The organism is Vibrio sp. R12-SG2-ISO1 (genome assembly GCF_059834045.1).
Genome location: NZ_JCBDGO010000008.1, coordinates 170,439 through 195,937 on the forward strand (window position 1 = coordinate 170,439; position 25,499 = coordinate 195,937).

Here is a 25,499-nt window from a genome sequence, read left to right on the forward strand (position 1 = left end):
GATCCGTGACGTTTGTAACAAAAAAAAAGGGCGCGCGCCCCTTTTTTATACCGCCATTAATTTCTATCTTAAAAAAAGTTTTTTGAAGTTCGTCGTTGTGGCTGTGGCCACCTCATGCAGGCCGCATGACTTAAGCTTCGCGATGTATGCCGCTACTTCAACCACATAGGCAGGTTCATTTTGTTGGCCACGATGAGGAACCGGGGCCAAATAGGGTGAATCGGTCTCAATCAACAAGCGATCAAGTGGCAACACTTTGACCACGTCTTTCAACTCCGTTGCTTGTCGAAACGTCACGATACCAGAGATGGAAATGTAAAAGCCTAACTCCATCGCTTGCTTAGCAAAGGTAAGATCTTCCGTAAAACAGTGTATGACACCACCGCATTTCTCTGCATGCCCTGCTCTTAAAATAGCCAGAGTATCTTCTCGTGCGTTGCGTGTATGGATGATCAGCGGCTTATTCACATTGACCGCGAGTTCAACCTGCTGCTCAAAGCGCAGTTTTTGCAGATCAGCGGTTTCCGGCTGATAGTGATAATCCAGCCCCGTTTCACCAATCGCGACCACTTTCGGATGACGAGCGTATTCATGTAAGCGATCAAGGGCAAAGTCACTTTCGACGTCTAATGGATGAACCCCACACGACGCGTGTACGTTGTCATAAGGCTCAATCATAGCCAACATATCGGGAAACGAATCAAGCGTTACCCCTACCGAAAGCAATTCGGTGACGTTAGCAGCGTTGGCTTTCTTTATGACATCAGCCACATCATTATGTCGCTCTTGGTAATCAAGCTTATCCAGATGACAGTGCGAATCTACAAACATAATTCCTCTTTTAATGAGAACAACCAACTCATGATCAGTAACTCTGCGTTGAGCCCTGGGTGGTCACTCAGTTGATTAATAAGTTTAGTCAGTGATTGTGTATGTTGGTAGAGCTGCGCGTAAGACACTGTCTCTGCTAAACGCTGACAACCAGGTGTCATCGCCTCATCCCTCACTGAAAAATGAACTTTTTGTGCGTCGGTCAGCAAGGTCCATAACCAGGGGAGAGACTCATCGGGCGCTTTCGCCAATTCCTTAGCAAGCTTCACCCCATCGTCTTGGCTGACCAAAAACGCAAGCAAGGCGGACTCTAGCTGCTGATACTGAGCTTCCCCCCCCTGCTCAATAAACGCCAACGTGTCGAGCGGGGAGTTCGCATGAATATGGGCGGCAAAGGCTGGCACCGCCTTTTGTGTGTGATGTGACAACCACTCTGCGACGTCGGCGGCACTCGGCGTATTGAGATACCATTGCTGGCAACGACTGGTGATGGTGGCAAGCAGATGATTCTGACGGTGCGTCACCAAAAGGAACAGACAGTTTTCCCCTGGCTCTTCCAAGGTTTTGAGCAAAGCGTTCGAGGCGGACGTGTTCATTGCCTCAGCCGGCTCAATCACAAACAGTCGATAGCCACCAAGTTGGGAAGATTCTTGTGCTAACCGGTTGCACTGCCGCACCTGTTCAACCGTGATCGCTTTGCCCTCTTTTTCAGGGACCACTCGATGAAAATCGGGATGGCTTTGCGATTGCATCAACTGGCAACCATGACAAAACCCACACGGCTCAGAGTTGTCGTGTTGGCACATCACTGCTCTGGAGAGTCTGTCCACCAACTGCTCTGCCCCCATGCCACTCTGTGCAATCAACATCGAGGCGTTGGCAAAACGCTGGTGTTCGAGGCTCGATTTCCACTCCGCCCAAAGCGGCGTTAACCAAGGGTACAGCTCGTTCATACTAGGCGACGCCTTGCTCAGTCTGAGCCTCTAGCCAGCCTTTCAACGCCGCAGAGATATCAGCAGCCACTTGATCTATGGATTGCTCAGCGTTGATGATCAGAACCGTTGCATCATGGCGCGCGATCTCAAGATAGCGTGCGCGAGTACGATCGAAAAAGCTCATGTCCATTTTTTCAATTCTGTCGAGTTCACCCCGACCACGCGCTCGCTCAAGACCTACTCGTGGGTCGATGTCTAAGTACAAGGTCAAGTCGGGCTTAAAGTCGCCTAGTGTCGTCTGTTTAAGTGTTGACATCGTCTCAGCGGCAATCTGTCGGCCGCCACCCTGATAGGCTTGCGAGGACATATCATGACGATCGCCCACCACCCACTCACCTTTTTCCAAGGCCGGCTTGATGACATTTTCCACCAGTTGGACACGCGCGGCATACATCAACAGCAGCTCCGTCATGTCTTGCAGCACTTCACCCTCATGCTCTTGCTTGACCAAGTCACGTAACTTTTCAGCCAACGTGGTGCCACCGGGTTCGCGTGTTTGTTGAATCGAAGTGATGCCCGTCGCTTGTAACGTGGTCAATACGGCTTGAATCGCAGTGCTTTTACCCGCGCCTTCTAATCCTTCGATAACAATAAATTTTGCTTGTGTCATTGTTTACTTCTTAACTGTTTTAAATAGGCTCGGACCGCGCGGTTGTGCTCAGCCAATGTTTTTGAAAACACATGACCGCCGGTTCCACTGGCGACAAAGTAATAGTAATCCCCATTCTCAGGGTTGGTCGCCGCTGCAATAGAGGCTTCACCCGGCATCGCGATCGGCGTAGGTGGCAGACCAAAAATGACGTAGGTGTTGTAAGGCGTGGGCGTACGAAGGTCTTTTTTACGTATGTTGCCGTCGTAGCTGTCGCCCATACCATAAATAACCGTCGGATCGGTTTGCAAACGCATACCTTTGTTGAGGCGATTAACAAACACTGACGCGACTCGCTCTCGCTCTTCTTCCACTGAGGTCTCTTTTTCAATGATAGAAGCAAGAATGAGGGCTTCATACGACGATTTCAATGGTAAATCACGCTGACGTTCTGCCCAATGATAATAGAGCACCTGAGTGAGCTTACGCGATGCTCGCTCAAGAATATCCAACTCTGACGCTCCGAAGGTATAGTGGTAGGTTTCGGCTAAGAACATGCCTTCTAACTTCTCCACATCGAGCTCTAGCGCTTGGGCAATCTCCGCTTCCGTCATCTCTGTCGTATCATGCGTCAGATGCGGCGCTTGAGACAGCGCTTCACGCCACTCTTTGAACGTCGACCCTTCAACAAAGGTGATCGAAAACTGGTGCTCTTTACCCGACTTAAAAAGCAGCAACGCTTGACGTAGCGTCACGCCAGGTTCCAACAGATAGGTGCCCGCTTTTACTTGAGTAAGCTCGGGATAAAAGCGTCGAACCAGCGGCGTTAAATCGCTCGGTTCGATAAAGTCGCTCTGAGTAAGGTCACTTAACACTCGCTGAAAGCTGGTACCGGTTTTAAGGGTAAAAATGCGTTCTTGTGTCATCGATAGGGGTTGATTGACGTACTCATTCACTTGGTTAGTGATGTAGCGGTAACCCGCAAAAGCAATCAACAATATAGCAATCAATAAATAGGTGATTTTCTTAATCACGAGGAAAGGTTCTCCTGAAATCGTCGAGTTTGTGGTCCAATGATGAACATTTTGTGCGAAATAGCGCTGACCGGTGCGACACCTAACAAAGCGTTGCAGATGAAGACCTCGTCGGCCTGTTCAATATCGCAGAGCGTGAATTGCCCCACTTCAATGTGCAATCCCATTGTCAATGCGCATTGAAGCACGCGCTCTCTCATTGTCCCCGCGACCCCCGCAAGAGTAAGGTCGGGGGTAAATAGCGTGTCTTCGCGACACCAAAATAGGTTCGCCATCGTGGTTTCTATCACGAAGCCATCAATGTCGAGTGCCAAGCCATCTGCATAGCCTTGCTCGTCTAACTCTTGTTTGAGCAACACTTGCTCAAGTCGGTTGTTGTGTTTGTGACCAGCAAGGAGTGGGTTGTGGCCTAAACGCCGCTCGCACACGCCAAGTGCTACGCCATTCTGTTGCCATTGTTCATAATGGGCGGGAAATGGAAAGTGGCTAATAGTAACATTGGGTGTCGTGACGTGCGCAGGGCTATATCCGCGCCCACCTTCTCCTCGGCTGACATGCAGCTTGAGACCAGCTTTCGCTGCAGGCAGTGACGCCGTCTCTAGCCATTGTCGCACTCGCTGCCAATCTGGAAACTCAATACCCAGCAAACGCAAGCACGCTTCCATTCTTGTCACATGGGCTGACCACCCCTCAATCTGACCATGGCGAGTCAGTATGGTCGTAAAGCAGCCATCACCATATTGAAACGATCGATCACTTAGCGCAATTGAGTCCGCTCTTTGTCCATTGACCCAAAACATCCATCCACCTTAGAAAACAAAACGGCTTAATACCGAAGCATTAAGCCGTTTTAACACAAATCATCCGACTACACGTAGCACGGTTTAGATCTTTTTGAACACCAACGAGCCGTTCGTACCACCAAAGCCGAATGAGTTACAAATCGCGTAATCCATCGATACTTCTTTCGCAGTGTGTGGCACAAGATCGATATCCTCTAACCCTTCTTCCGGGTTATCAAGGTTGATCGTCGGCGGCACAATCTGATCGCGCAAAGAGAGTACGGTAATGATGGCTTCTACTGAGCCCGCAGCACCCAACAAGTGTCCTGTCATCGACTTGGTTGATGACACTTTGACTTGTTTCGCGCCCGCTTCACCCAATGCACGGCGAATGCCTTTCACTTCCGCGACGTCGCCTGCTGGCGTCGATGTACCGTGTGCGTTCACGTAACCAACTTGTGTGCCTTCGATACCCGCGTCACGCATGGCCGCTTCCATTGCCAATGCACCGCCTGAGCCATCTTCACTCGGCGAAGTCATGTGGTAAGCGTCACCTGACATACCAAAGCCAACCACTTCAGCGTAAATTTTCGCGCCACGCGCTTTCGCGTGTTCGTACTCTTCTAGCACCATCATTCCTGCGCCATCACCAAGAACGAAACCGTCACGGTCTTTGTCCCAAGGGCGAGAGGCTTTTTGAGGCGCATCATTACGAGTAGACAGTGCTTTCGCTGCACCAAAACCTGCCATACCAAGTGGGGTGGACGCTTTTTCTGAGCCACCCGCCACCATCGCTTCGCAATCGCCATACGCGATCATACGCGCTGCATGGCCGATGTTGTGCAGACCAGTTGTACACGCCGTCGAGATCGCAATATTTGGACCACGTAGACCACGCATAATCGATAAATTACCCGCCACCATGTTAACAATGGTCGATGGGACGAAGAACGGACTCACTTTACGTGGACCTTTCTCGACCAATGCTGAGTGACCCGCTTCAATCAAGTCAAGGCCACCAATGCCTGAACCGATAGCGACGCCCACTCGTGCGGCGTTTTCTTCGTTAATTTCTAAGCCAGAGTCATCAAGAGCCTGAATACCCGCTGCGATACCGTACTGGATGAACAAGTCCATCTTACGTGCATCTTTCTTTGACATGTATTCTGTGCAATCAAAATCTTTGACTAGGCCTGCAAAACGAGTTGAGAAATTTTCAGTATCAAAGTGCTCGATATTGACGATACCACTTTGACCAGCTAGCAGGGCTTTCCAAGAGGATTCTACAGTGTTGCCTACCGGTGACAACATACCCATGCCAGTGACAACAACACGACGCTTGGACACGATTTTATTCTCCGGGTTTGAAATGATTCTATGGGAGGTATAGAAGAGTTGATAAAACACAGGCGGCCAGTTGGCCGCCTGAGAGAGGGGTTTACTGAGCGCTGTTTACGTAGTCGATTGCAGCTTGAACAGTAGTGATCTTCTCAGCTTCTTCGTCTGGAATCTCAGTGTCGAATTCTTCTTCTAGAGCCATTACTAGTTCAACAGTGTCTAGAGAATCGGCACCTAGGTCATCAACGAAAGAAGCTTCGTTTTTCACTTCTGCTTCGTCTACACCTAGCTGTTCAACAATGATTTTCTTTACGCGTTCTTCGATGTTGCTCATTTTTTCTTTTCCTTTACAGATTTCGCTCAATGCGATGATTCCGTAGTTTATTCGAACTATTGAAAGTTGCAAGTGGGACCTTGCTGGTCAAACCACAATTTTAGCGATTTTAACCGAAATTCAATACATTTTTGACTTAAATCATGCACAAATCTTGTGCACTTCGCTGCCAATAAACACTGACTATAGGCTATTTTTATTACATTAAATAGCCAATTTGGCGACATTGGGTACAAATTGAAGATTCAGCAAAGTTTCGAGTGATATTTGATGTAAAAGTTCACTTTCACTTGCTAAAGCTCAATTTAAACCATGTACATCCCGCCATTTACGTGCAAAGTTTCGCCGGTGATGTATGCCGCTTCTGGGGACGCCAGAAATACCACTGCCGACGCAATCTCACGTGGGTCACCAAGACGGCCCGCTGGGACGTTCGATAGTGTTGCCGCACGCTGATCGTCGTTCAATGCTTTGGTCATGTCTGTCTCAATAAAGCCAGGCGCCACGGTGTTCACTGTGATGCCGCGAGACGCAACTTCACGTGCCATTGATTTAGTAAAACCAATCACGCCCGCTTTCGCTGCCGCGTAATTAGCCTGACCTGCGTTACCCATAGTGCCAACCACAGAACCTACGTTGATGATACGGCCATGACGCTTTTTCATCATGCCGCGCAATACCGCTTTTGACATACGGAAAATCGGCGTGAGGTTGGTATCGATGATGTCGTTCCACTCATCGTCTTTCATACGCATCAGCAAGTTGTCACGTGTGATACCTGCGTTATTCACTAGGATGTCAATCGCACCAAACTCGTCATTAATGGTTTTCAGGGTTGACTCGATGGAGTTCACGTCTGTGACGTTTAACGCGAGTCCTTTACCTTTGTCACCTAGGTATTCGCTGATCGCTGCCGCACCGCCTTCAGAGGTTGCAGTACCGATCACTGTCGCACCACGCTCAACCAATAGTTCAGCGATAGCACGGCCGATACCACGGCTAGCACCGGTAACCAGTGCGATTTTACCTTCAAGATTCATCATGTTTGTTGTTTCCTTTGAGTCGCTTATGACTTAGCTGCTTCGAGTGAAGCGACATCGTTAACGGCTGCGCCGCTAAGCGTTTTTACAATACGTTTCGTCAAGCCAGTCAATACTTTACCTGGACCAAATTCTAGCAGTGATTCGACGCCTTGCTCGCTCATGAGCTGAACACTTTCCGTCCAACGCACCGGGCTGTAAAGCTGACGCACCAGTGCTTCTTTGATTTTCGCAGGATCGGTCTCTGCCACGACATCCACGTTGTTGATGACGGGTAAAGAAGGCGTGTTGAACTCGATCTCTTCTAGTGCAACCGCCAGTTTATCCGCCGCAGGCTTCATCAGAGCGCAGTGAGAAGGCACAGAGACAGGTAAAGGCAACGCACGCTTTGCGCCCGCTTCTTTACACAAGGCGCCCGCACGCTCCACCGCCGCTTTACTGCCAGCGATAACAACTTGACCTGGCGAGTTAAAGTTAACAGGAGAGACAACCTCGCCTTGCGCTGCGTCTTCACACGCTTGAGCAATCGCGGCATCGTCAAGACCGATAATTGCATACATAGCGCCCGTGCCCGCTGGTACCGCTTCTTGCATTAAGCGGCCGCGCAATTCAACCAGCTTGATCGCCTGCTGGAAATCAATCACACCTGCACACACAAGTGCAGAGTACTCACCTAAGCTGTGACCCGCTAGGTTGGCTGGCAGCTCTTGTCCTAGCTCTTGCCACACACGCCATACCGCAACCGAAGAGGCTAGCAGCGCAGGCTGGGTGCGAAATGTCTGGTTAAGATCTTCCACTGGCCCATCTTGCACCAACACCCAAAGATCGTAACCGAGTGCTTCTGAAGCCTCGGCAAACGTCGCTTTCACTACTGGGTATTGCTCGCCAAGTTCAGCCAACATGCCAACGGCTTGCGATCCTTGACCTGGAAATACGATAGCAAACTTGCTCATACTCTTTTCCTTAACTCAATTTCTTTTAAGACTTGATTCGGTTGCTCTTTCTGCTGTCAGAAAGAAAAGATGCCACTGCGGCATCTTCAATTTGAATTCTTGCGTGATTAAAACTTCACTAGGGCTGAACCCCATGTGAAGCCACCGCCAAAGGCTTCAAGCAGCAAGGTTTGCCCACGCTGAATACGCCCATCACGTACGGCTTCATCAAGTGCAGTCGGTACTGTCGCCGCAGAGGTGTTACCGTGCCTATCCAGTGTGACCACGACTTGATCCATCGACATCGCCAACTTCTTCGCGGTCGCAGAAATAATGCGAAGGTTCGCCTGATGTGGCACCAACCAATCCAGCTCGGTTTTATCCATGCCGTTTTGCTTGAGAGTTTCCGTCACGAGGCGAGACAACTGAGTCACCGCCACTTTGAAGACTTCATTACCCGCCATGTGCAACCAGCTATTGATGTCATCACTGTGCTCAAAGTCACTGCTGATTTCTTCACGGCGATTAGGGTATTTCAAGCTCAGTAGATCGCCAAAGCGACCGTCGGCATTAATGGTGGTCGACAAAATACCCGGCTCATCACTCGCGCCTACGATAACCGCACCAGCGGCATCACCAAACAAGATCACGGTCGAGCGATCACTCGGGTCACAGGTTTTTGATAACGCATCAGCGCCGATCACCAAGATGTGTTTGCAATGACCGGTTTTGATGTACTGATCGGCCACCGACAGTGCGTAAACAAAGCCGGAACACGCTGCAGCCATGTCAAACGCTGGGCAGTGTTTAATGCCGAGCAAGGCTTGCACCTGACAGGCCGCCGATGGAAATGCATGTGAACCACTGGTGGTCGCAACAAGAATCATGTCGATGTCGTTCTTGTCAATGCCTGCCATCTCGATAGCATTTTTCGCCGCTTGGTAACCCATATCTGCAACGGTTTCATTTTCCGCAGCAATACGACGCTCTTTAATACCCGTGCGAGCAACAATCCACTCATCACTTGTATCTACCATTTTCTCTAAGTCTGCGTTTGAACGCACCTGAGATGGCAGGTAGCTGCCAGTACCTAAAATTTTGCTATACATGAAGACTAGTAATGCCTCTCTTGGGGTTGCTGATCGAACAGAACCGTTTCCAAACGATCACTAATACGGCTTGGTACTTGTCGTTTGACCTCGTGTAGTGCTTCACCAATGGCATTGATGACCGCGTCTACATCAGCACTTCCATGGCTTTTTATGACAATGCCGCGCAATCCTAGCAAACTTGCGCCGTTATACTGGTCGGGGTTCAGGGTTTTTAGCTCATTAAATAAGCCAGAAAATAATTTTCTTGCAATCCAACCCTTTATAGATGAGGCCATCATGTGTGATTTCAACTTATCGATAAAGAGTTGCGCTGTCCCTTCACAGGTTTTGAGGCAGATATTGCCCACAAAACCATCACAAACGACGACATCAGCGGCATCGCGTAACAATTGGTTGCCTTCAATATAGCCGACAAAATTGACCGACTGAGTCTGAGAAAGCATTTCAGCGCAGCGTTTAACAAGATCATTACCTTTGATCTCTTCAGCGCCGATATTGAGAATAGCGACTCGTGGCGGTTTACCCAAGTATTGTTCGACTAACGCACTGCCCATTACCGCAAATTGAAACAGCGAATCGGCGTCACTCGAGACATTGGCACCTAAATCCAACATCCAGGTTTTACCGCCGGATGCCGTTGGCAACGCAGAAATTAACGCAGGACGTTCAATACCCGGTAAAAGCTTAAGCTTGAAGCGTGACAATGCCATTAACGCGCCGGTGTTGCCACCACTGACACACGCATCCGCTTCAGCGTTGGATACCGCATCGATTGCCATCGCCATAGACGTATTCGCACTATTGCGCAGCGCTAGAGAAGGTTTTTCTGAGTTAGAAATGACTCGGTCACTGTGCACAACGCGTAACCGTGCGTTGGACTGAACACCAAGTTGGGAGAGTTGGGTTGTGATCATGTGCTGATCACCCAAGATGATCACTCTTAGCTCTGGGAAATGCGACAGTGCCTGCACGGCGGCAGGCACTGTAACGCGAGGACCGAAATCCCCGCCCATTGCATCAAGTGCAACGGTTATATTTTGCAAAGGTCAACCTTACTTGTTGATAACCTTCTTGCCGCGGTAGTAACCTTCAGCAGTCACGTTGTGACGTAGGTGAGTTTCACCTGAAGTTGCGTCAACAGAAAGTGCAGCTGTAGTTAGGGCATCGTGTGAACGACGCATACCACGCTTAGAACGTGTTTTACGGTTTTTTTGTACGGCCATTGACCCTACTCCTATGTTAGTTCTTAAAGTGTCTTGCTTACTAAAAAGTTAACGCTTTAAGCTTTTCAAAACATCGAATGGATTCGGCTTCTCTTCCACTACCTCTTCTGGAAGGTCACCAAACACCATGTTATCTGAATCAACGCTACAATCCGCTTCATCATGCATTGCTACTTGAGGCAAGTTGAGAATGAACTCGTCTTCAACTAACTGTATTAGGTCGACTTCACCGTACTCGTTCAGATCTACCAAATCGTACTCTTCCGGTGCGTCTTCTTCACTCTTCTCGCTATAGTATGGCGTGTAAGTGAATTCGACTTCGCACTCATGTGCGAAAACCTCATTACAGCGTTGACACTCTAAATCGACTTCGATGTTAGCTTTACCAGAGATAACAACAAGTCGCTGTTCATCCAACTCAAATGACAATGACACTTGAGCGTCGCGTTTAACGCCTTCGACCGATTCGCTTAAGCGCTTAAAAAGACTTTCTTGAATGATACCATCATAATCAAGACGCTTTTGAGCCGCTCTTGCGGGATCAACCGTTCGCGGTATTTTTACCTTTTGCATAGGGCGCGAATTCTATCTTCCAATTCATTTTGAGTCAAAGGAAAAGGAGAAAAAGTTGGACTTTTTTTCCTTTGCTCCACCAGAGCAATGATCTTAGCAAAAAGATCCTTTAAGCTCACCTAAATCAAACAAAACACTGATGATTTAAAATGCACTCTTACCCACTCGTCTTAGCGTCCACCTCTCCTTACCGTCAACTATTGTTGGAAAAACTCGGTCTCACGTTTTGCGCCATCGCACCAGACTGTGACGAAACTCCACTGAGAAACGAATCGCCTCAAGCGTTAGTCGAACGTCTCGCAATGGGTAAAGCGCAAGGTTGTTCACTATCGCAGCCGAGCCTTGTCATCGGTAGCGATCAAGTGTGTGTGATTGACGGCGAAATTGTTGGTAAGCCCCATACACGTGAGCGCGCCATTGAACAATTGCGTCGGCAAAGCGGCCGTGCGATCTGTTTTTACACAGGCGTTGCCTTATTCAACAGTGCCACCCAAGCGCTGCACACCCGGGTCGATACGTTTACCGTGCATTTTCGCACGCTGACCGAGCAGCAAATTGAAAGCTATGTCGATAAAGAGCAGCCCTTTTATTGCGCAGGGAGCTTTAAAAGTGAAGGGTTAGGTATTGCGCTGTTTGAGCGCTTAGAAGGCAAGGACCCCAACACCTTGGTCGGATTACCCTTGATTGATTTAGTCGACATGCTTGAGCAAGAGGGCGTATCCATCCTTTAGACTGACACGCTCTCTTGTTACTCATCACGCGAAGGAACCGCTGGGGTTAGGACCTTAGCCCGGCTAACGCCTTTTCAAGCTTTGGCTCCATAGGCGCGCTGATCTCCATCCAATCTTGCGTCTGCGGATGGACAAATTGGATCGTCGCCGCATGCAAAAATAGGCGATCCAACCCAACTTGCCCGGTATAGGCATCAAACCGGCGATCTCCATAGCGATCATCCCATGCGATAGGATGACCTACATACTGGGTGTGCACACGGATCTGGTGAGTGCGCCCTGTAATTGGACTGGCCTGAATTAAGGTAGCCTGTTCAAACTCTTCAATTATTTTAAAGCGCGTCTCAGACGCTTTGCCATTGGGGTTGACGCGCACAATGCTGTTTACTTCGTTTTTCAACAGTGGCGCATTGACCACTTTGCAACTGCGCTTCCATTTCCCCATCACGAGAGCAAAGTAACTCTTTTTGACGGTTTTCTCTCTAAATTGCGCTTGCAGGTGACGCAGTGCTGACCGTTTTTTAGCCACCAGTAAAATCCCAGATGTGTCGCGGTCGATACGGTGCACCAATTCCAAAAATCGAGCTTGGGGCCTCAATGCTCTCAACGCTTCAATCGCACCGAACTTCAAGCCACTGCCACCATGGACTGCGGTACCCGAGGGTTTATTGAGAATGAGTAAGTGATCATCTTCGAAAATGATCATCTGCTCTAGCTCCGCCACCTTACTCAGCTTTGTGCTTGGGGCAATGTCTTCGGTTTTTTCTTCGACCGTCACCGGCGGAATTCGAACCAAGTCACCCGCTTGCAGTTTGTACTCAGCTTTGACCCGTTTTTTGTTCACTCGTACTTCGCCTTTGCGCAAAATGCGGTAAACCACACTTTTCGGCAGGCTTTTGAGTTGGTTGCGCAAAAAGTTATCAATGCGCTGACCAGCCATGTCGTCATCTATATCGACGAATTGGACTTTCGTTCTAATTTCGCTCATCGGGCTATTCTAACACTCTCATAACCGTGCTTGAAATCACATTTCCTCTGCAATTTAAACGCGGTTTTATCTCAAACAATGAGTCTCAGTTCTGCTACGGATACTTTTTAACCGTGGCATTTGCAAATCTGTATTAAAACCAAACTAATAACTTTAAATACAAGGCGTTATAAAAAACAAAATTTGATTTTTTAGCGTTTTATTATAAAGCAGATTGCTGTGTTTACTGGGTACTGCTATAGTTCACACCTGCAATAAATGATTTGGTTGCATTTTACACAAACCCAATCATCTTAGCGCAAGACGGTAAGTAGCCCGCTAATTTAGCAAAATGCAGCATACGGCGTAAGACATTTTCGACATTAGTAAAATTGTTGCCCTGCTTACTGCTCCATCACGTTTGAGTATCGACCGCTAATGATAGCGGCTTACACGCCAGCGCGTGTAAGACTGAAGTGCCCTGAGAGCATCCCTCCAGCCGGGAGGCTGCAACGACATAAGCCATGGGATCAGGCACCGTGATAGAGAAAAAAGGCAACAATATACAAAAGAATGACAACGAGATTTATCAATGAAAAGAATGTTAATTAACGCAACTCAAAAAGAAGAGTTGCGTGTTGCACTGGTTGATGGCCAGCGACTGTATGATCTAGATATCGAAAGTCCAGGACATGAATCAAAAAAAGCAAATATCTACAAAGGACGTATCACCCGCATCGAACCTAGTCTAGAAGCCGCCTTCGTTGACTACGGTGCAGAAAGACACGGTTTCCTCCCTCTCAAAGAAATTGCCCGCGAATACTTCCCTAACGGTTACACCTATCAAGGTCGTCCAAGCATTAAAGAAGTGCTAAAGGAAGGCCAAGAAGTGATCGTGCAGGTGGAGAAAGAAGAGCGTGGTAGTAAAGGCGCAGCCTTAACCACCTTTATCTCTCTCGCGGGTAGTTACCTTGTATTAATGCCAAACAACCCACGCGCGGGTGGTATTTCTCGACGCATTGAAGGCGACGAGCGTACTGAACTCAAAGCGGCATTGAGCACGCTTGAGCTTCCGCAAGGCATGGGACTGATTGTTCGCACCGCGGGTGTGGGCAAAAGTGCTGAAGAGCTAAAATGGGACTTGAACGTTCTGCTTAACCATTGGGGTGCGATCAAACAAGCCTCTGATGCGAATCCAGCACCGTTCTTGATTCACCAAGAAAGTAACGTGATTGTCCGAGCGATTCGTGACTATTTGCGCCGCGATATTGGTGAAATCCTGATCGACAGCAACACCATTTACGAACGTGCACTTGAGCACATCCGTTTGGTGCGTCCTGACTTTGTCAATCGTGTGAAAAAGTACGATGGTGAAGTGCCACTGTTTAGCCACTACCAAATTGAAAGCCAGATCGAATCTGCCTTCCAACGCGAAGTGCGCCTGCCTTCAGGCGGTTCTATCGTTATTGACCCAACGGAAGCGTTGACGTCTATCGATATCAACTCGGCACGCGCGACCAAAGGTGGCGACATTGAAGAGACAGCGCTCAACACTAACCTAGAAGCGGCAGATGAGATCGCACGCCAATTGCGTTTACGTGATTTGGGTGGTCTAGTCGTCATCGACTTCATCGATATGACACCGGTGCGTCACCAGCGTGAAGTTGAAAACCGTCTTCGTGATGCGGTTCGTATGGACAGAGCGCGCGTGCAAATTGGTCGTATCTCTCGCTTTGGCTTGCTAGAAATGTCTCGCCAACGCCTAAGCCCATCGCTTGCAGAAGCGAGCCACCATATTTGTCCTCGCTGTAGCGGTACAGGCGTGGTGCGTGATAACGAATCACTTGCCCTGTCAGTATTGCGCTTGATTGAAGAAGAAGCACTAAAAGACAACACTGCTCAAGTGTTGGCTGTGGTTCCTGTACCTATCGCTTCTTACTTGTTGAATGAAAAACGTCGCTCGGTGAACCACATCGAACGCATTCAAGAAGTTAAAATTACCGTGGTACCGAACTCTGACATGGAAACCCCTCACTTCGATGTAATTCGTGTACGTGAAGGTGAAGAGTTTGATCTGCTCTCTTACTTGCTACCACAAAAATTGGAAGCGATGAAAGAAGCAGAAGGCCGTGATGTTGCAGAAACAGAAGTGAAACCGAAGAAAATCGAAGAGCCTGCTCTCAAAGGATTTGCCTCAGCAACACCATCTGCACCAACGCCACCACCTGCTGCGCCAAAAGCGGTAGAGCAACCGGTTGAAGAGACTCCGGCTCAACCTGGGGTCGTTGCTCGCTTGTTCAAAGCACTGGCTGGTTTCTTGTTTGGTTCTAATAACGAAGCAGAGAAGAAAGAAGAAAAACCAGTAGAAAGCGAGAAGAAAGACAACGCGCGTAACAACAATCGCAACCGTCGTGGTCGTAATGACAATCGCCGTCGTAACAACAATCGTGATGACAAACGCGATAACCGTGATGACCGCCGTCGCAATAGCAACCGTGATGACAAGCGTCGCAATAACAATCGCGATGAAGTCGAAGCAACAGAAAGCAACGCGACCACTGAGCGTAAGAGCCAGAACCGCAAGCCAAAGCAAGATCGCCGCAATACCAAGCGCGATGATGCCACAAAAGGCAATGCGAAAGTCGCGGAAGAAGGATTGAAGCTTGCCGCTGATGCCCAGCAAACTGAGCCTACCAAAGCGCGTGAAGACAAAACTGAAAAAGTGAAAGAGCGTCGCCAGCGCCGCAAACTCACCAAACAGGTTCGCGTGAAAGATCAACAAGCTCAGGCCCAAGCTGATGCCAATGCTCAAGAAGCAAAAGCTGAGGCGGTTGTTGAGTCCGTCGAGCAGACGAACGACACAGCGAATGAACAAGCTGAACAGCCTAAGCAGCGCCGCAACCGCCGCTCACCGCGTCACTTACGTGCAAGTGGTCAGCGACGTCGTCGTGGACGTGATCGTCGCCCTAACCCGTTCCGCTTACGTAAAGGCGGTGTTGCGTCACCAGAAATGGCGATGGGTAAAGTGATGCCAAGCTACGGCATTACTAAACCAGCTGCGAAGCCTAAAGTGGAAAAAGAGACCACAGAGGTAACAGTGAACCTTGGTGGATTTGCTTGCCCAGAAATGGCAATGGGCAAAGTGATCATTCGTCGCGAGCAACCTGTCCAAGCTCAAGCAGAGACAGTGCCATCAACACCAGTGGAAGCCGAAGTGGTGAACGTCACTCCTGAAGCGCCTAAAGCGGTCAAAGCCGAAACGGTTGAGGCTCCAGTGCAACTTGAAGCCGTTGTAGACAAGGTGGTTGAAGAGACCGTCGCGACGGAATCAGCGCCAGCAACTCCAGAGGTCGTCTCTGAGCCAGTGACCCCTGCTGTTGAACCTGTAGTTGAACAGGCAGAGGTCAAAGCGGAACCGAAAGTGGTTAAGCCAACGACGGCTTCTCCTCTGAAAGGATTTGCTTCTGCGCCGATGGCTAAAGCCCCTGGCAGCGATGAAATGAAAGAGATTTCAGTGGTCGCCGCGCCTCTTCGTCAAGAGCGCTATCAGCCTAAAGGAGCCGGCAGTCAAGTCGCGCGCAACCAGGCAAGCGCAGCGATGGCAAAGCCACAAGGTTACTAATACAACCTTAATCCCTCAGCAAAACAGCCCCTTTTTGGGGCTGTTTTTTTCTCTGTGATACACCCTCACTGTGTCACACACCACATGCTACACTCTAGTCATTATTGAACTTAATCACACTTTTAGGTAGCATTCGCGGTCTCGAACTGAATTAACGTTTTAGCAACCCTTTCGATACCCATATCAAAAGTATCATCGCATTTTGCGCACTATGACGTCATTCAGACTAGGCCTAACTCATGAGCAGAACAAAATAAGTATGTTTGAATTTCCTCAATTTTCTAAGCACTCGGTAAAAAACGATGTGCTCTCTGGCCTAACGGTCGCCCTGGCTTTAGTCCCAGAAGCCGTCGCTTTCGCGTTTGTCGCCGGCGTTGACCCTATGGTTGGCCTGTACGCCGCCTTTATTGTTGGTTTAATTACGTCCATTTTTGGCGGTCGTCCAGGTATGATTTCAGGCGCGACGGGTGCCATGGCCGTGGTTATGGTTTCACTGGTTGCCAGTCATGGCGTACAGTATTTATTCGCTGCCATCATGCTTGCCGGCATCTTACAAGTCGCCGCGGGTATCTTTAAGCTGGGTAAATTTATTCGCATCGTACCTCACCCTGTGATGATCGGATTTGTGAATGGATTGGCGATCGTCATCTTCCTCGCTCAGTTAGGCCAATTTAAAGCCCCGGATATCAACGGTATGCTGACTTGGCTACCACAAGGTCAAATGATGCTGATGTTGGGCTTAGTTGCACTGACCATGGCCATCATCCATTTCTTGCCTAAAATCACTACAGCAGTGCCCTCTTCGCTCGTGGCTATCGTGACCGTCACCGCTTTGGTGGTGGGTTTAGACCTCGAAACACGTACCGTGGTTGACTTTCTTCGTACCATGTCTGGTGATGAAGCTGCGACACTGGCAGGCTCACTGCCCACCTTCTCCATTCCAACGGTGCCGTTTACCTTTGAGACGCTGCAAATCATCCTGCCCTACGCCATCATTTTAGCGGCGATTGGCCTGATCGAATCACTATTAACCCTGACGGTACTCGATGAAATGACCAATACTCGCGGTCAATCTAACCGCGAATGTATCGGCCAAGGTATGGCGAACATGACTTGCTCCGTCTTTGGCGCGATGGGTGGTTGTGCCATGATTGGTCAATCGATGATTAACGTCAATTCAGGCGGTCGTGGCCGCCTTTCCGGTATTGTTGCTGCGGTTGCCTTGCTGATGTTTATTTTATTTGCGTCGGCTCTGATTGAGATGATTCCGCTTGCGGCTCTGGTTGGCGTCATGTTTATGGTTGTGATCGGTACCTTTGAATGGGCAACCTTCAAACTAGCACGCCGCGTACCAAAACAAGATTTCTTCGTGATTGTTCTCGTCACTGTGGTCACGGTATTGACTGACCTTGCCGTTGCCGTTGCGGTCGGTGTGATCGCGTCAGCCTTGATGTTTGCTTGGCAGCACGCCAAACACATTTATGCTGATACGCGCATCAATGACGAGGGGTCAAAAGAGTACAAGATTCATGGTCCGGTGTTTTTTGGCTCTACCGCCAACTTCCTCGAGCTGTTTAACGCACAAGATGATCCAAGTGATGTGATCGTCGATTTTGCTGACTCTCGCGTCACTGACCACTCAGCGATTGAGGCCATTGAAACCTTGGCGGATCGCTACGCGACCGTCGGTAAGACATTGCACCTGCGCCATCTCAGTCCAGACTGCCGTAAGCTGCTACATAAAGCCGGTAGCTTAGTGGAAATCAATGTCAAAGAAGACCCAAGCTACAAGGTGGCCACCGACGTCTTAGCAGGCTAACGGTCCGCTTTTGTCGATAGCATTCAAACAGTAAGGGCTTCCACTTGGAAGCCCTTTTTATTAACCGCGATGATTACAGCAGTTGATTCAACTTTTCGCCCACTAACGACTTACGCCATCCTTGCATCACGTCCGGTAAGGCCGCAGGATCTCGGTCTTTTTTCCACACCCAAGTGATGATCTGATTGAGCTGTTTTTTTGAGGCAATGAATTCAGTCGCCAGACCTGAGCTTTGTCCAGCGTGCTTAACTTCATCCTTTAGACGTTTAAACACCTGCTTGTAGCCTGGTAAATCCATCAAACGTTCAATTTTCTCTGGGTACTCGTCGACTGGCGTCATTTGGGCTTCTTTCACCAACGAAATGAGTCGCGTAGCATGACGTTGCACCGATCTTGGGTCCATGCCTTCTTGCTCCATACGCTGCTTGTTTTGCAAACCCAGTCTCGCGACGTTGAGCAAATCATTTTCTTTAAACACAAAGTTTAACGCTAAGTCACGACGCAGCGCTTCTTTATAACGCCAAGTGGCCAGAGGCTTCAATATGGCCAGCTCTTTAGGTTTCAGTTGCCACGCGCCCTTGATGTCTAAATAAGCGTTAGCTGGATCGATACTTTTGATGCGCTTTGCGGCCAGCATTTCGCTCTCCTGCTGCGCTGCGTCCCACCAGCCTGCTTGAGTCACTGCATCAAGCAGTTTTTCATACAGTGGCAAGAGGTAGAACACGTCTGCCGCCGCGTAGTCGAGTTGCTTATCTGAGAGTGGACGAGCTAACCAATCGGTGCGTGATTCACTTTTATCGAGCTCTACACCTAAGTAGTGATTAACTAGGGCAGCAAAGCCAGTTGACAGGCCGTGGCCGAGAAACGCCGCCATCACTTGCGTGTCTACCATGGGAAACGGCAAGCAATCGAAGCTATTGTTAAACACTTCTAAATCTTCACCACAGGCATGAAGCACTTTCAGCACCGAACTGTCTTTAAGCAGAGCCACAAACTCACTCATGTCATCAATCACGGTTGGATCGATTAATGAGAGCTGCTCGCCATCGAACAGTTGTATCAGCCCTAGCTGCGGGTAGAAGGTGCGCGTTCTGACAAACTCGGTATCGAGCATCACTACATCCACCTGGCGTGCTTGCTGGCAGATAGAGTTAAGTTGTTGGGTATCGGTAATGATTTGGTAATTCACAAAGGTCTCGCTACGCCTATAGAGTGGCGTTCTAGTTGCGGCACATAAAAAATGCCGACCATGGTTATGTCGGCATTCTAACATCAAAGCTTACGATCTGCTTAGTGAGTTTAGCTGTCGTGCTTGGCGAGATTCGCTTCGTTTTCCTCTCGCAGAACGCGACGTAAAATCTTACCAACGTTGGTTTTAGGTAAGTCTTCTCTGAACTCAACCAATTTTGGCACTTTATAGCCGGTCAGATGCTTACGACAGTGAGCAATCACTTCCTCTTTGGTGAGGCTTGGATCTCGCTTGACAACGTACACTTTGACCACTTCACCAGAGACATCGTGAGATTGACCGATGGCCGCCACTTCCAGCACCTTGCCATGCAGAGCAACCACATCTTCTATCTCATTCGGGTAGACGTTGAAACCGGAGACCAGAATCATGTCTTTTTTACGATCGACAATATAAATCATGCCGTGCTCATCGAATTTGACGATGTCACCCGTAGATAACCAACCTTCGCTGTTGATCACCTCTTTAGTCGCTTCCGGACGCTGCCAGTAACCTTGCATCACTTGAGGGCCGCGTACTTGCAGCTCTCCAACCTCGCTGGTTGGTAATACCTGTCCGGCATCATCCACAATACGCACTTCCGTTGAAGGAACAGGCAATCCAATCGCACCTGTGTAGTCTTTCAAATCGTAAGGGTTTCCCGTTACTAGCGGCGAGCATTCGGTCAGACCATAGCCTTCAAGTAAGTGAATGCCCGTTGTCTTCTTCCATTGGTCGGCAACCGCGCGCTGCACCGCCATGCCACCACCAACGGCGAGCTTAAGCTTGCTGAAGTCGAGTTCGTGGAAATCTTCATTGCTCACCAAGGCATTGAACAAGGTGTTCACCCCAGTGATCGCGGTGAAAGGATGCTTTTGCAACTCTTTGACAAAACCTGGAATGTCTCTTGGGTTGGTGATCAACAGGTTCTGACACCCCAGTTCAACAAACAGCAAACAGTTCACCGTCAGAGCGAATACGTGATACAGCGGCAGCGCTGTTACCACTAATTCACGCCCTTCTGTCAAGACAGGGCCGTAAGCACCTTTCGCCTGCAAAACGTTAGCAATCATATTGCGGTGGGTTAGGATTGCGCCTTTCGCCACCCCTGTAGTCCCGCCTGTATATTGCAAGAATGCAATATCATCTCCCGACATAAACGGCTTCACGTACTGTAGACGACGGCCTTTGTGGAGGGCTTTGCGCATCGAGATCGCCCCAGGCAAGTCATATTTGGGCACCATGCCTTTGACGTACTTCACGACAAAATCGACCAAGGTACCTTTCGCTCGAGGCAGCATTTGCCCAAGGCTCGTCAACACCACGTGCTTAACAGGCGTGTTCTCCACCACTTGCTCAAGCGTACTGGCAAAGTTGGAGACAATCACAATCGCTTTGGCACCAGAGTCATTGAGCTGATGCTCCAACTCACGGGGCGTGTAAAGCGGGTTAACGTTGACGGCGATCAGCCCAGCTCGCAATACACCAAACAGGGCGACCGGATATTGCAGCAAGTTTGGCATCATCAACGCGACGCGATCACCCTTTTGCAACTTAAGATCGTTTTGTAAATAGGCGGCAAACGCTCGGCTGCGTTCCTCCAATTTACGGAAGGTCATCACCGACCCCATATTCACAAATGCAGGTTGATCCGCGTATTTTTGTACGGACTGCTCAAACATCTCAACCAGAGATGGATACTGGTCCGGGTTAATGTGCTCAGGTACATCGCTTGGATAGCGTGACAACCAAGGTTTATCCACGTTAATACTCCTCGAAAAAACAGCGTGCGCGCGCCGATATCGTTATGTTGTTATTGGCCTATTACAGCACAGGCGCAGCGCCCGCGCACGGAAGACTCAAACACTTGTTTAAATTTTGTTAACTAAGCCAAAAATTAGGTCAGATACTCTAGAAGGATGCTCTAAATGGCAGTGGTGTCCGCCCGAGAGGGTGACAAACTCGCGCACCGGATTTGCCTCTGACGTCATGGGCTTCAAATGAGAAAAGCCTTGCTCTCCCAGCACAATGATCTGAGGACAGACTATCGCATCGCGGATCGCTTGAGCATGCTGATGAGACATCCGGTAGAGGGAATCACTTTGCAAAGCGGTGTCATGGCGCCAAGCCCAATCCTGTTCGGTTTGCTTAATTCCACGCAGCACAATCGGTGCAATTTGTGCCTCCGTCAGCGAGTTGACCGAGGCACGCCGGGCTATCGCCTCGTCCGCTGAGCTCATCAAACGCACAGGCTTACGACGAATACGTTGGCGGCTCATCACCCCTTGGCGCAATCTTGTGACCGCACACTCCGGCGTCTCCGCAAGCGGCCCATCGCCTTCAATCTGGACTAATCCAGCCACCTGTTCTGGAAACGCGGCACTATAGCAACTTGCGATCAAAGCACCAAGCGAATGTCCAACCAATACGGTTCTGTTTGGCGATAACTTAGCCAAAACTTGGTAAACATCGTCGATATAGTCATGAAACGAATAGAAATGAGGAGAAGCTTTATGAAATGAGTGCCCATGTCCAGGCAAGTCTAAGGCGCACAAGTGGGCGTGAGGTAACTGATGCGCTAGTGCTGTCATTACAGTAGTGAAACTGGCGGCGTTGTCTAACCAACCGTGCAAAAAAAGGACCGAGACATCGGCCGTTTGTTTATCTCCTAGCTCAAGGGTGGCGACCTTGCCGCCGTCAATCTGGTAGTGGCAATGTTCAAACGTCATTTGACTTCCTGAATCACGCGCCCTTCTCTTGGTCGGTACCCCACATCACGACAGTAGTAGCCTCGGCAAGGGAACATATAGCTGCCAAAGTCATCCACAATCACACGCTCTTCAATACGCCACAAGTGAAGGGTCGCTTGTTTCATCACTGGAAACTGATGTAAGTAATCACCGACTTTACCCTCTTCGACACCCGCAGATTGCCCCAGCGTCGTGATCAAGCGTCCTTCAGCTAAGCTGACAGGATCCACAAAACCGGGCACATAGGCGACGTAGCGACCGTTGGGCTCTTGCGTGATGTCAGGCTTGCCACTACTTGAGATAGGCAGATTGACTATTTCTATCCGCGTTTGTGAATCCAGATTCTTCACGTCGGCAATCACGCCGCCAAGGCGCACAGGGTGAGATTGTGAGGCATCCCACTGTGCGTAATCTGTCACGAGCGCAGGGTCGTCATTCACTAGCTGTGTGGGCAGTGTGCTGCATGCCGTCATGAGAAAGGTAGTCGCAAAAAGGAGTAGTGCTGATTTCATCGGAGACTCTTTATCGGAAAAAGGAAAGTGTGCTAGATATAGAGATCGACACCAAGCATCTGCGAGAGTTCATCTCGCTTCGCCTGATGCATCACATTCATATACTCTTCCATCGCTTTACGGCTCTTGCCTTCTGGAAGATCATATTGAACCTTCGCCCGTTCGACGTCAGATTCTGTGATGGGGCGAATAGTATTCGCAACGGCGTTTGCCACCTTGGTCGGCTGCGAAACCTCATTACCCTTGCTTTGCTTGTTTACCCCCTGTTTTTTATTGGCTTTATTCGCACGATTCGGTCCGGGGACCGAAGGGGGTAAACCGTTTATAGACACCATACTATTCACTCATTCCGCTGTACGCTCACTGGGCAGTATTATTCACGCCCAGGAAGCTTTTTCCACGCAACCGTATCGCGAAGATAAACAGGACTGGCTTCTTCTGCACTGACACTGCGTCCCTCTCGCCACGCTTGTTCGGCCAAGATCACCATATCCTGCGCGTCTGGGAAGAGCAGATCACCCGCTTTCAGCGTTAATGGGAGTTCCGCCAGCGGCGCTTGATAGGTTTGCCACCCCGTCCCTGCCGTATGCCAGCACTGCGCATCAGAAGGCGTGCGTTGAACGAGCTCATCGGGAGCAATCACGCACTCTTCATCCACATTGGCCCAGCTGCCATCTTCTTGACGCTGAAAACGTCCCCAATACACTTCACTCATGCGAGCATCAATGGCGCACGCAACTTGCTCCGCTTGGTGGAGACGGTAGCTACCTTGAGCCATCGCGGCGAGTGTCGACACACCAATCATGGGCAGATCCGCACCAAACGCTAAACCTTGTGCAATACCAATGCCAATACGTACGCCAGTAAAACTACCCGGGCCTTGACCAAAGGCTAACGCGTCTAAATCTTGTAGCGTAAGCCCGGCTTCTTTTAGCACTTCATCGACCATAGGAAGAATCTTCTTGGTGTGATCACGCGGGGCGACTTCACTGCGAACAAACACTTTGTCGAAGGCTAATAGGGCCACAGAACAGTTCTCTGTAGCGGTATCTAGGGCAAGAATTTTTGCGCTCATGAGGTTCTCTAAATCTAATTTCATTAATCTTTATTGGGCTGGAGGAACTGCTTTATCGCTTCAATATCCCGTGTACGAGGTATTGGAGGTAAACTGGCTAAGAACACACCACCGTAATCACGTGTTACTAATCGATTATCACAAATGATTAGCGCTCCCCTGTCCGTTTTATCACGAATCAATCGCCCTACGCCCTGCTTTAAGGTAATCACCGCATCAGGAATTTGTACCTGTGCAAACGGGTCTCCCCCTTTTAACTGACAATCCTCAATACGTGCTTTAAGCAGTGGGTCATCGGGCGCGGTAAACGGCAGTTTGTCGATAATAACACAGCTCAGCGCGTCGCCTCTAACATCTATCCCTTCCCAAAAGGCCCCTGTCGCCACCAGCAGTGCATTACCCAACTCCATAAACTCCGCCAAGGTCTTTTGTTTACTGGTCTCACCTTGCATAAGAACCGGGACATTGAGTACCGCGCGAAATCGCTCAGTCAACTCTCGCATCATCGAATGGGAGGTACACAAGAAAAAGCAGCGACCTTGGTTTTGTTCAATGACAGGCGCGAGTAAAGCAACCAGTTTGTCTGGTAAACCCGCCGAATTTGGCTCGGGAAGATAACGGGGCACGCAAAGTCTCGCCTGCTGTTGGTAATCAAATGGGCTAGGTAGCGACATCTGCTGAGTGGGCTGTATACCCAAACGAGACGTGAAGTGCGCAAAATCTTGATTGACCGCTAATGTTGCAGAGGTAAATACCCACGCACCGGGTTTGAGCGTCATTTGTTCATGGAACTTATCCGCCACACTCAAGGGCGTAATGTGCAAACTGAAATGACGAGGCGTCGTGTCATACCAGTAGGAGTAGCCCGTGATTGAGACATCACACACGCGCTCCAAGCGCGCTTTGATGGTACTCGCTCGCTCAAAAGCGCTATCTAGCAACTGGCTGCGGCCAAGGGCTAATTTCAGCACTTCAACGGTAAAATCAAGGCTCTCTTCAAGACGGTTTAACTCTCGAGCGATCGACGGTGATTTGATCGCTTCACGCCAATTGCCACGAAACCCAGGCTCACCCAGAGTAATGCGCAGATCCATCGCACATTGACCCAGTTTTTCCGCTACCTTTTGCAGTTGACGCATGTCTTTTGCTTCGGTGCGATAGGCGATCTCAATATCCTTGCACAGCTCCTGTATTTGGCGACTGGATAACGACTGACCAAAATACTGGCTAGCAATATCCGGCAGTTGGTGTGCCTCGTCAAAAATAAACACGTCTGATTCTGGGATCAGTTCACCAAACCCCGTCTCTTTAATGGCTAAATCGGCCAAAAAGAGGTGATGATTGACGACAACCACATCCGCTTCCATCGCTTTTTTACGCGCTTTGAGTACAAAACAGTCTTGGTAGCTAGGGCACTCTTTTCCCAAGCAGTTATCGTTGGTGGACGTAATGGTCGGAATCACAGGGCTGTCTTCCGCAATCGCATCACAATCGCCCAAATCTCCGGTTTTTGTCTCTGAAGACCAGCTGCGCACTTTGACCAACTGACTGAGTAAGGTCGGATCCGAACTTTGATGGTGACTCTCGAGCATTTGTCGGCTTAGACGATCTAGACAGAGATAGTTTGCACGACCTTTCAGCAAGGCCACTTGTCCGTAAAACCCGAGCGCTTCGACCATCAGTGGTAGATCGCGGTGGTAGAGCTGCTCTTGTAAGTTCTTTGAGCCAGTACTGATTACGGTTTTCTTGCCGCTTTGCAGCGCGGGCACCAAGTAGGCGAACGTTTTTCCGGTTCCCGTTCCCGCTTCAACCACGAGCTGCGAACCATCTTGAATCGCTTGATGCACCGCCTCTGCCATATCTAACTGTGCTTGGCGAGGCTGAAAGCCTGGGATGGCCTTGCCCAAGGCGCCATCTTGAGTGAAGGTTTTTGCAATCATTCGACAATACGATAAGAGGGGTTACTGGGGATTATGTCAGTTTTTTAAAAAGGGCGCGAATGTGTTTCGCGC

24 protein-coding genes are annotated in these 25,499 nt (G+C 49.5%); 3 read left to right on the forward strand and 21 right to left on the reverse strand.

Annotated features, from left to right (window positions below):
* Positions 1-63 precede the first annotated feature (63 nt).
* From AC6R10_RS06175 to yceD, 13 genes are all read right to left on the reverse strand, one after another.
* Positions 64-831 carry a TatD family hydrolase gene (locus AC6R10_RS06175; RefSeq protein ID WP_500671785.1) on the reverse strand — a complete coding sequence of 256 codons (768 nt, stop codon included), beginning with the start codon at positions 829-831 and terminating at the stop codon, positions 64-66.
* Entirely contained in the window at positions 822-1,784 is a 963-nt protein-coding gene (gene holB / locus AC6R10_RS06180) for a DNA polymerase III subunit delta' (protein WP_500671786.1), read from the reverse strand. The genes AC6R10_RS06175 and holB overlap by 10 nt, the downstream gene beginning before the upstream one ends.
* 1 nt (position 1,785) lies before the next feature.
* Positions 1,786-2,436, reverse strand: coding sequence for a dTMP kinase (tmk, locus tag AC6R10_RS06185; RefSeq protein ID WP_500671787.1), 651 nt, complete (start codon positions 2,434-2,436; stop codon positions 1,786-1,788).
* The gene (gene mltG, locus AC6R10_RS06190) at positions 2,433-3,449 is read right to left on the reverse strand and encodes an endolytic transglycosylase MltG (RefSeq protein WP_500671788.1); all 1,017 of its coding nucleotides are present in this window, start codon (positions 3,447-3,449) and stop codon (positions 2,433-2,435) included. The genes tmk and mltG overlap by 4 nt, the downstream gene beginning before the upstream one ends.
* Complete coding sequence (gene pabC / locus AC6R10_RS06195) at positions 3,446-4,249, reverse strand: aminodeoxychorismate lyase (RefSeq protein WP_500671789.1); 804 nt, start codon at positions 4,247-4,249, stop codon at positions 3,446-3,448. The genes mltG and pabC overlap by 4 nt, the downstream gene beginning before the upstream one ends.
* 84 nt (positions 4,250-4,333) lie before the next feature.
* Positions 4,334-5,578, reverse strand: coding sequence for a beta-ketoacyl-ACP synthase II (gene fabF / locus AC6R10_RS06200; RefSeq protein WP_334552533.1), 1,245 nt, complete (start codon positions 5,576-5,578; stop codon positions 4,334-4,336).
* Positions 5,579-5,669: 91 nt separating this feature from the next.
* Positions 5,670-5,903, reverse strand: coding sequence for an acyl carrier protein (gene acpP, locus AC6R10_RS06205; RefSeq protein ID WP_004406112.1), 234 nt, complete (start codon positions 5,901-5,903; stop codon positions 5,670-5,672).
* 305 nt (positions 5,904-6,208) lie between these two features.
* The gene (gene fabG, locus AC6R10_RS06210; RefSeq protein ID WP_334552782.1) at positions 6,209-6,943 is read right to left on the reverse strand and encodes a 3-oxoacyl-ACP reductase FabG; all 735 of its coding nucleotides are present in this window, start codon (positions 6,941-6,943) and stop codon (positions 6,209-6,211) included.
* A gap of 26 nt (positions 6,944-6,969) precedes the next feature.
* Positions 6,970-7,896: an ACP S-malonyltransferase gene (gene fabD, locus AC6R10_RS06215; RefSeq protein WP_500671790.1), complete on the reverse strand. Its 927-nt coding sequence runs from the start codon at positions 7,894-7,896 to the stop codon at positions 6,970-6,972.
* Between the two features lie 107 nt (positions 7,897-8,003).
* The gene (locus tag AC6R10_RS06220; protein ID WP_334552535.1) at positions 8,004-8,984 is read right to left on the reverse strand and encodes a beta-ketoacyl-ACP synthase III; all 981 of its coding nucleotides are present in this window, start codon (positions 8,982-8,984) and stop codon (positions 8,004-8,006) included.
* A gap of 5 nt (positions 8,985-8,989) precedes the next feature.
* On the reverse strand, positions 8,990-10,030 hold the full coding sequence (gene plsX / locus AC6R10_RS06225) for a phosphate acyltransferase PlsX (RefSeq protein ID WP_500671791.1): 1,041 nt from the start codon (positions 10,028-10,030) through the stop codon (positions 8,990-8,992).
* Between the two features lie 9 nt (positions 10,031-10,039).
* Positions 10,040-10,210 (reverse strand): 50S ribosomal protein L32, encoded by a 171-nt coding sequence (gene rpmF / locus AC6R10_RS06230; RefSeq protein WP_014232495.1) that lies wholly within the window; start codon positions 10,208-10,210, stop codon positions 10,040-10,042.
* A gap of 48 nt (positions 10,211-10,258) precedes the next feature.
* A complete protein-coding gene (gene yceD / locus AC6R10_RS06235; RefSeq protein WP_334552537.1) occupies positions 10,259-10,783 on the reverse strand; it encodes a 23S rRNA accumulation protein YceD in 525 nt (174 codons plus the stop codon).
* 149 nt (positions 10,784-10,932) lie between these two features.
* Here yceD and AC6R10_RS06240 point away from each other — a divergent pair, with 149 nt between their 5' ends.
* Entirely contained in the window at positions 10,933-11,514 is a 582-nt protein-coding gene (locus AC6R10_RS06240) for a Maf family protein (protein WP_500671792.1), read from the forward strand.
* A 46-nt stretch (positions 11,515-11,560) separates the two neighbouring features.
* Here AC6R10_RS06240 and rluC read toward each other — a convergent pair whose 3' ends face one another.
* Positions 11,561-12,502 carry a 23S rRNA pseudouridine(955/2504/2580) synthase RluC gene (gene rluC, locus AC6R10_RS06245; protein ID WP_500630068.1) on the reverse strand — a complete coding sequence of 314 codons (942 nt, stop codon included), beginning with the start codon at positions 12,500-12,502 and terminating at the stop codon, positions 11,561-11,563.
* Between the two features lie 571 nt (positions 12,503-13,073).
* Here rluC and rne point away from each other — a divergent pair.
* Together rne and AC6R10_RS06255 are read left to right on the forward strand one after the other, a co-directional pair.
* Positions 13,074-16,103 carry a ribonuclease E gene (gene rne / locus AC6R10_RS06250; RefSeq protein WP_500671793.1) on the forward strand — a complete coding sequence of 1,010 codons (3,030 nt, stop codon included), beginning with the start codon at positions 13,074-13,076 and terminating at the stop codon, positions 16,101-16,103.
* 259 nt (positions 16,104-16,362) lie between these two features.
* A complete protein-coding gene (locus AC6R10_RS06255; RefSeq protein WP_500671794.1) occupies positions 16,363-17,922 on the forward strand; it encodes a SulP family inorganic anion transporter in 1,560 nt (519 codons plus the stop codon).
* Positions 17,923-17,995: 73 nt separating this feature from the next.
* Here AC6R10_RS06255 and rnd read toward each other — a convergent pair whose 3' ends face one another.
* The 7 genes from rnd to yoaA form a co-directional block, all read right to left on the reverse strand.
* Positions 17,996-19,111, reverse strand: coding sequence for a ribonuclease D (rnd, locus tag AC6R10_RS06260; protein WP_500671795.1), 1,116 nt, complete (start codon positions 19,109-19,111; stop codon positions 17,996-17,998).
* Positions 19,112-19,221: 110 nt separating this feature from the next.
* Positions 19,222-20,913, reverse strand: a complete 1,692-nt coding sequence (gene fadD / locus AC6R10_RS06265) for a long-chain-fatty-acid--CoA ligase FadD (RefSeq protein WP_500671796.1) — start codon at positions 20,911-20,913, stop codon at positions 19,222-19,224.
* A 108-nt stretch (positions 20,914-21,021) separates the two neighbouring features.
* The gene (locus AC6R10_RS06270; protein WP_500671797.1) at positions 21,022-21,879 is read right to left on the reverse strand and encodes an alpha/beta fold hydrolase; all 858 of its coding nucleotides are present in this window, start codon (positions 21,877-21,879) and stop codon (positions 21,022-21,024) included.
* Entirely contained in the window at positions 21,876-22,412 is a 537-nt protein-coding gene (locus tag AC6R10_RS06275) for a Slp family lipoprotein (protein ID WP_500630312.1), read from the reverse strand. The genes AC6R10_RS06270 and AC6R10_RS06275 overlap by 4 nt, the downstream gene beginning before the upstream one ends.
* A 32-nt stretch (positions 22,413-22,444) precedes the next feature.
* Positions 22,445-22,747 (reverse strand): chromosome partitioning protein ParA, encoded by a 303-nt coding sequence (locus AC6R10_RS06280; RefSeq protein ID WP_487901107.1) that lies wholly within the window; start codon positions 22,745-22,747, stop codon positions 22,445-22,447.
* A 38-nt stretch (positions 22,748-22,785) separates the two neighbouring features.
* Positions 22,786-23,487, reverse strand: a complete 702-nt coding sequence (gene tsaB, locus AC6R10_RS06285; RefSeq protein WP_500626096.1) for a tRNA (adenosine(37)-N6)-threonylcarbamoyltransferase complex dimerization subunit type 1 TsaB — start codon at positions 23,485-23,487, stop codon at positions 22,786-22,788.
* 23 nt (positions 23,488-23,510) lie between these two features.
* On the reverse strand, positions 23,511-25,427 hold the full coding sequence (gene yoaA / locus AC6R10_RS06290) for a DNA repair helicase YoaA (RefSeq protein ID WP_500671798.1): 1,917 nt from the start codon (positions 25,425-25,427) through the stop codon (positions 23,511-23,513).
* Between the last annotated feature and the right edge of the window lie 72 nt (positions 25,428-25,499).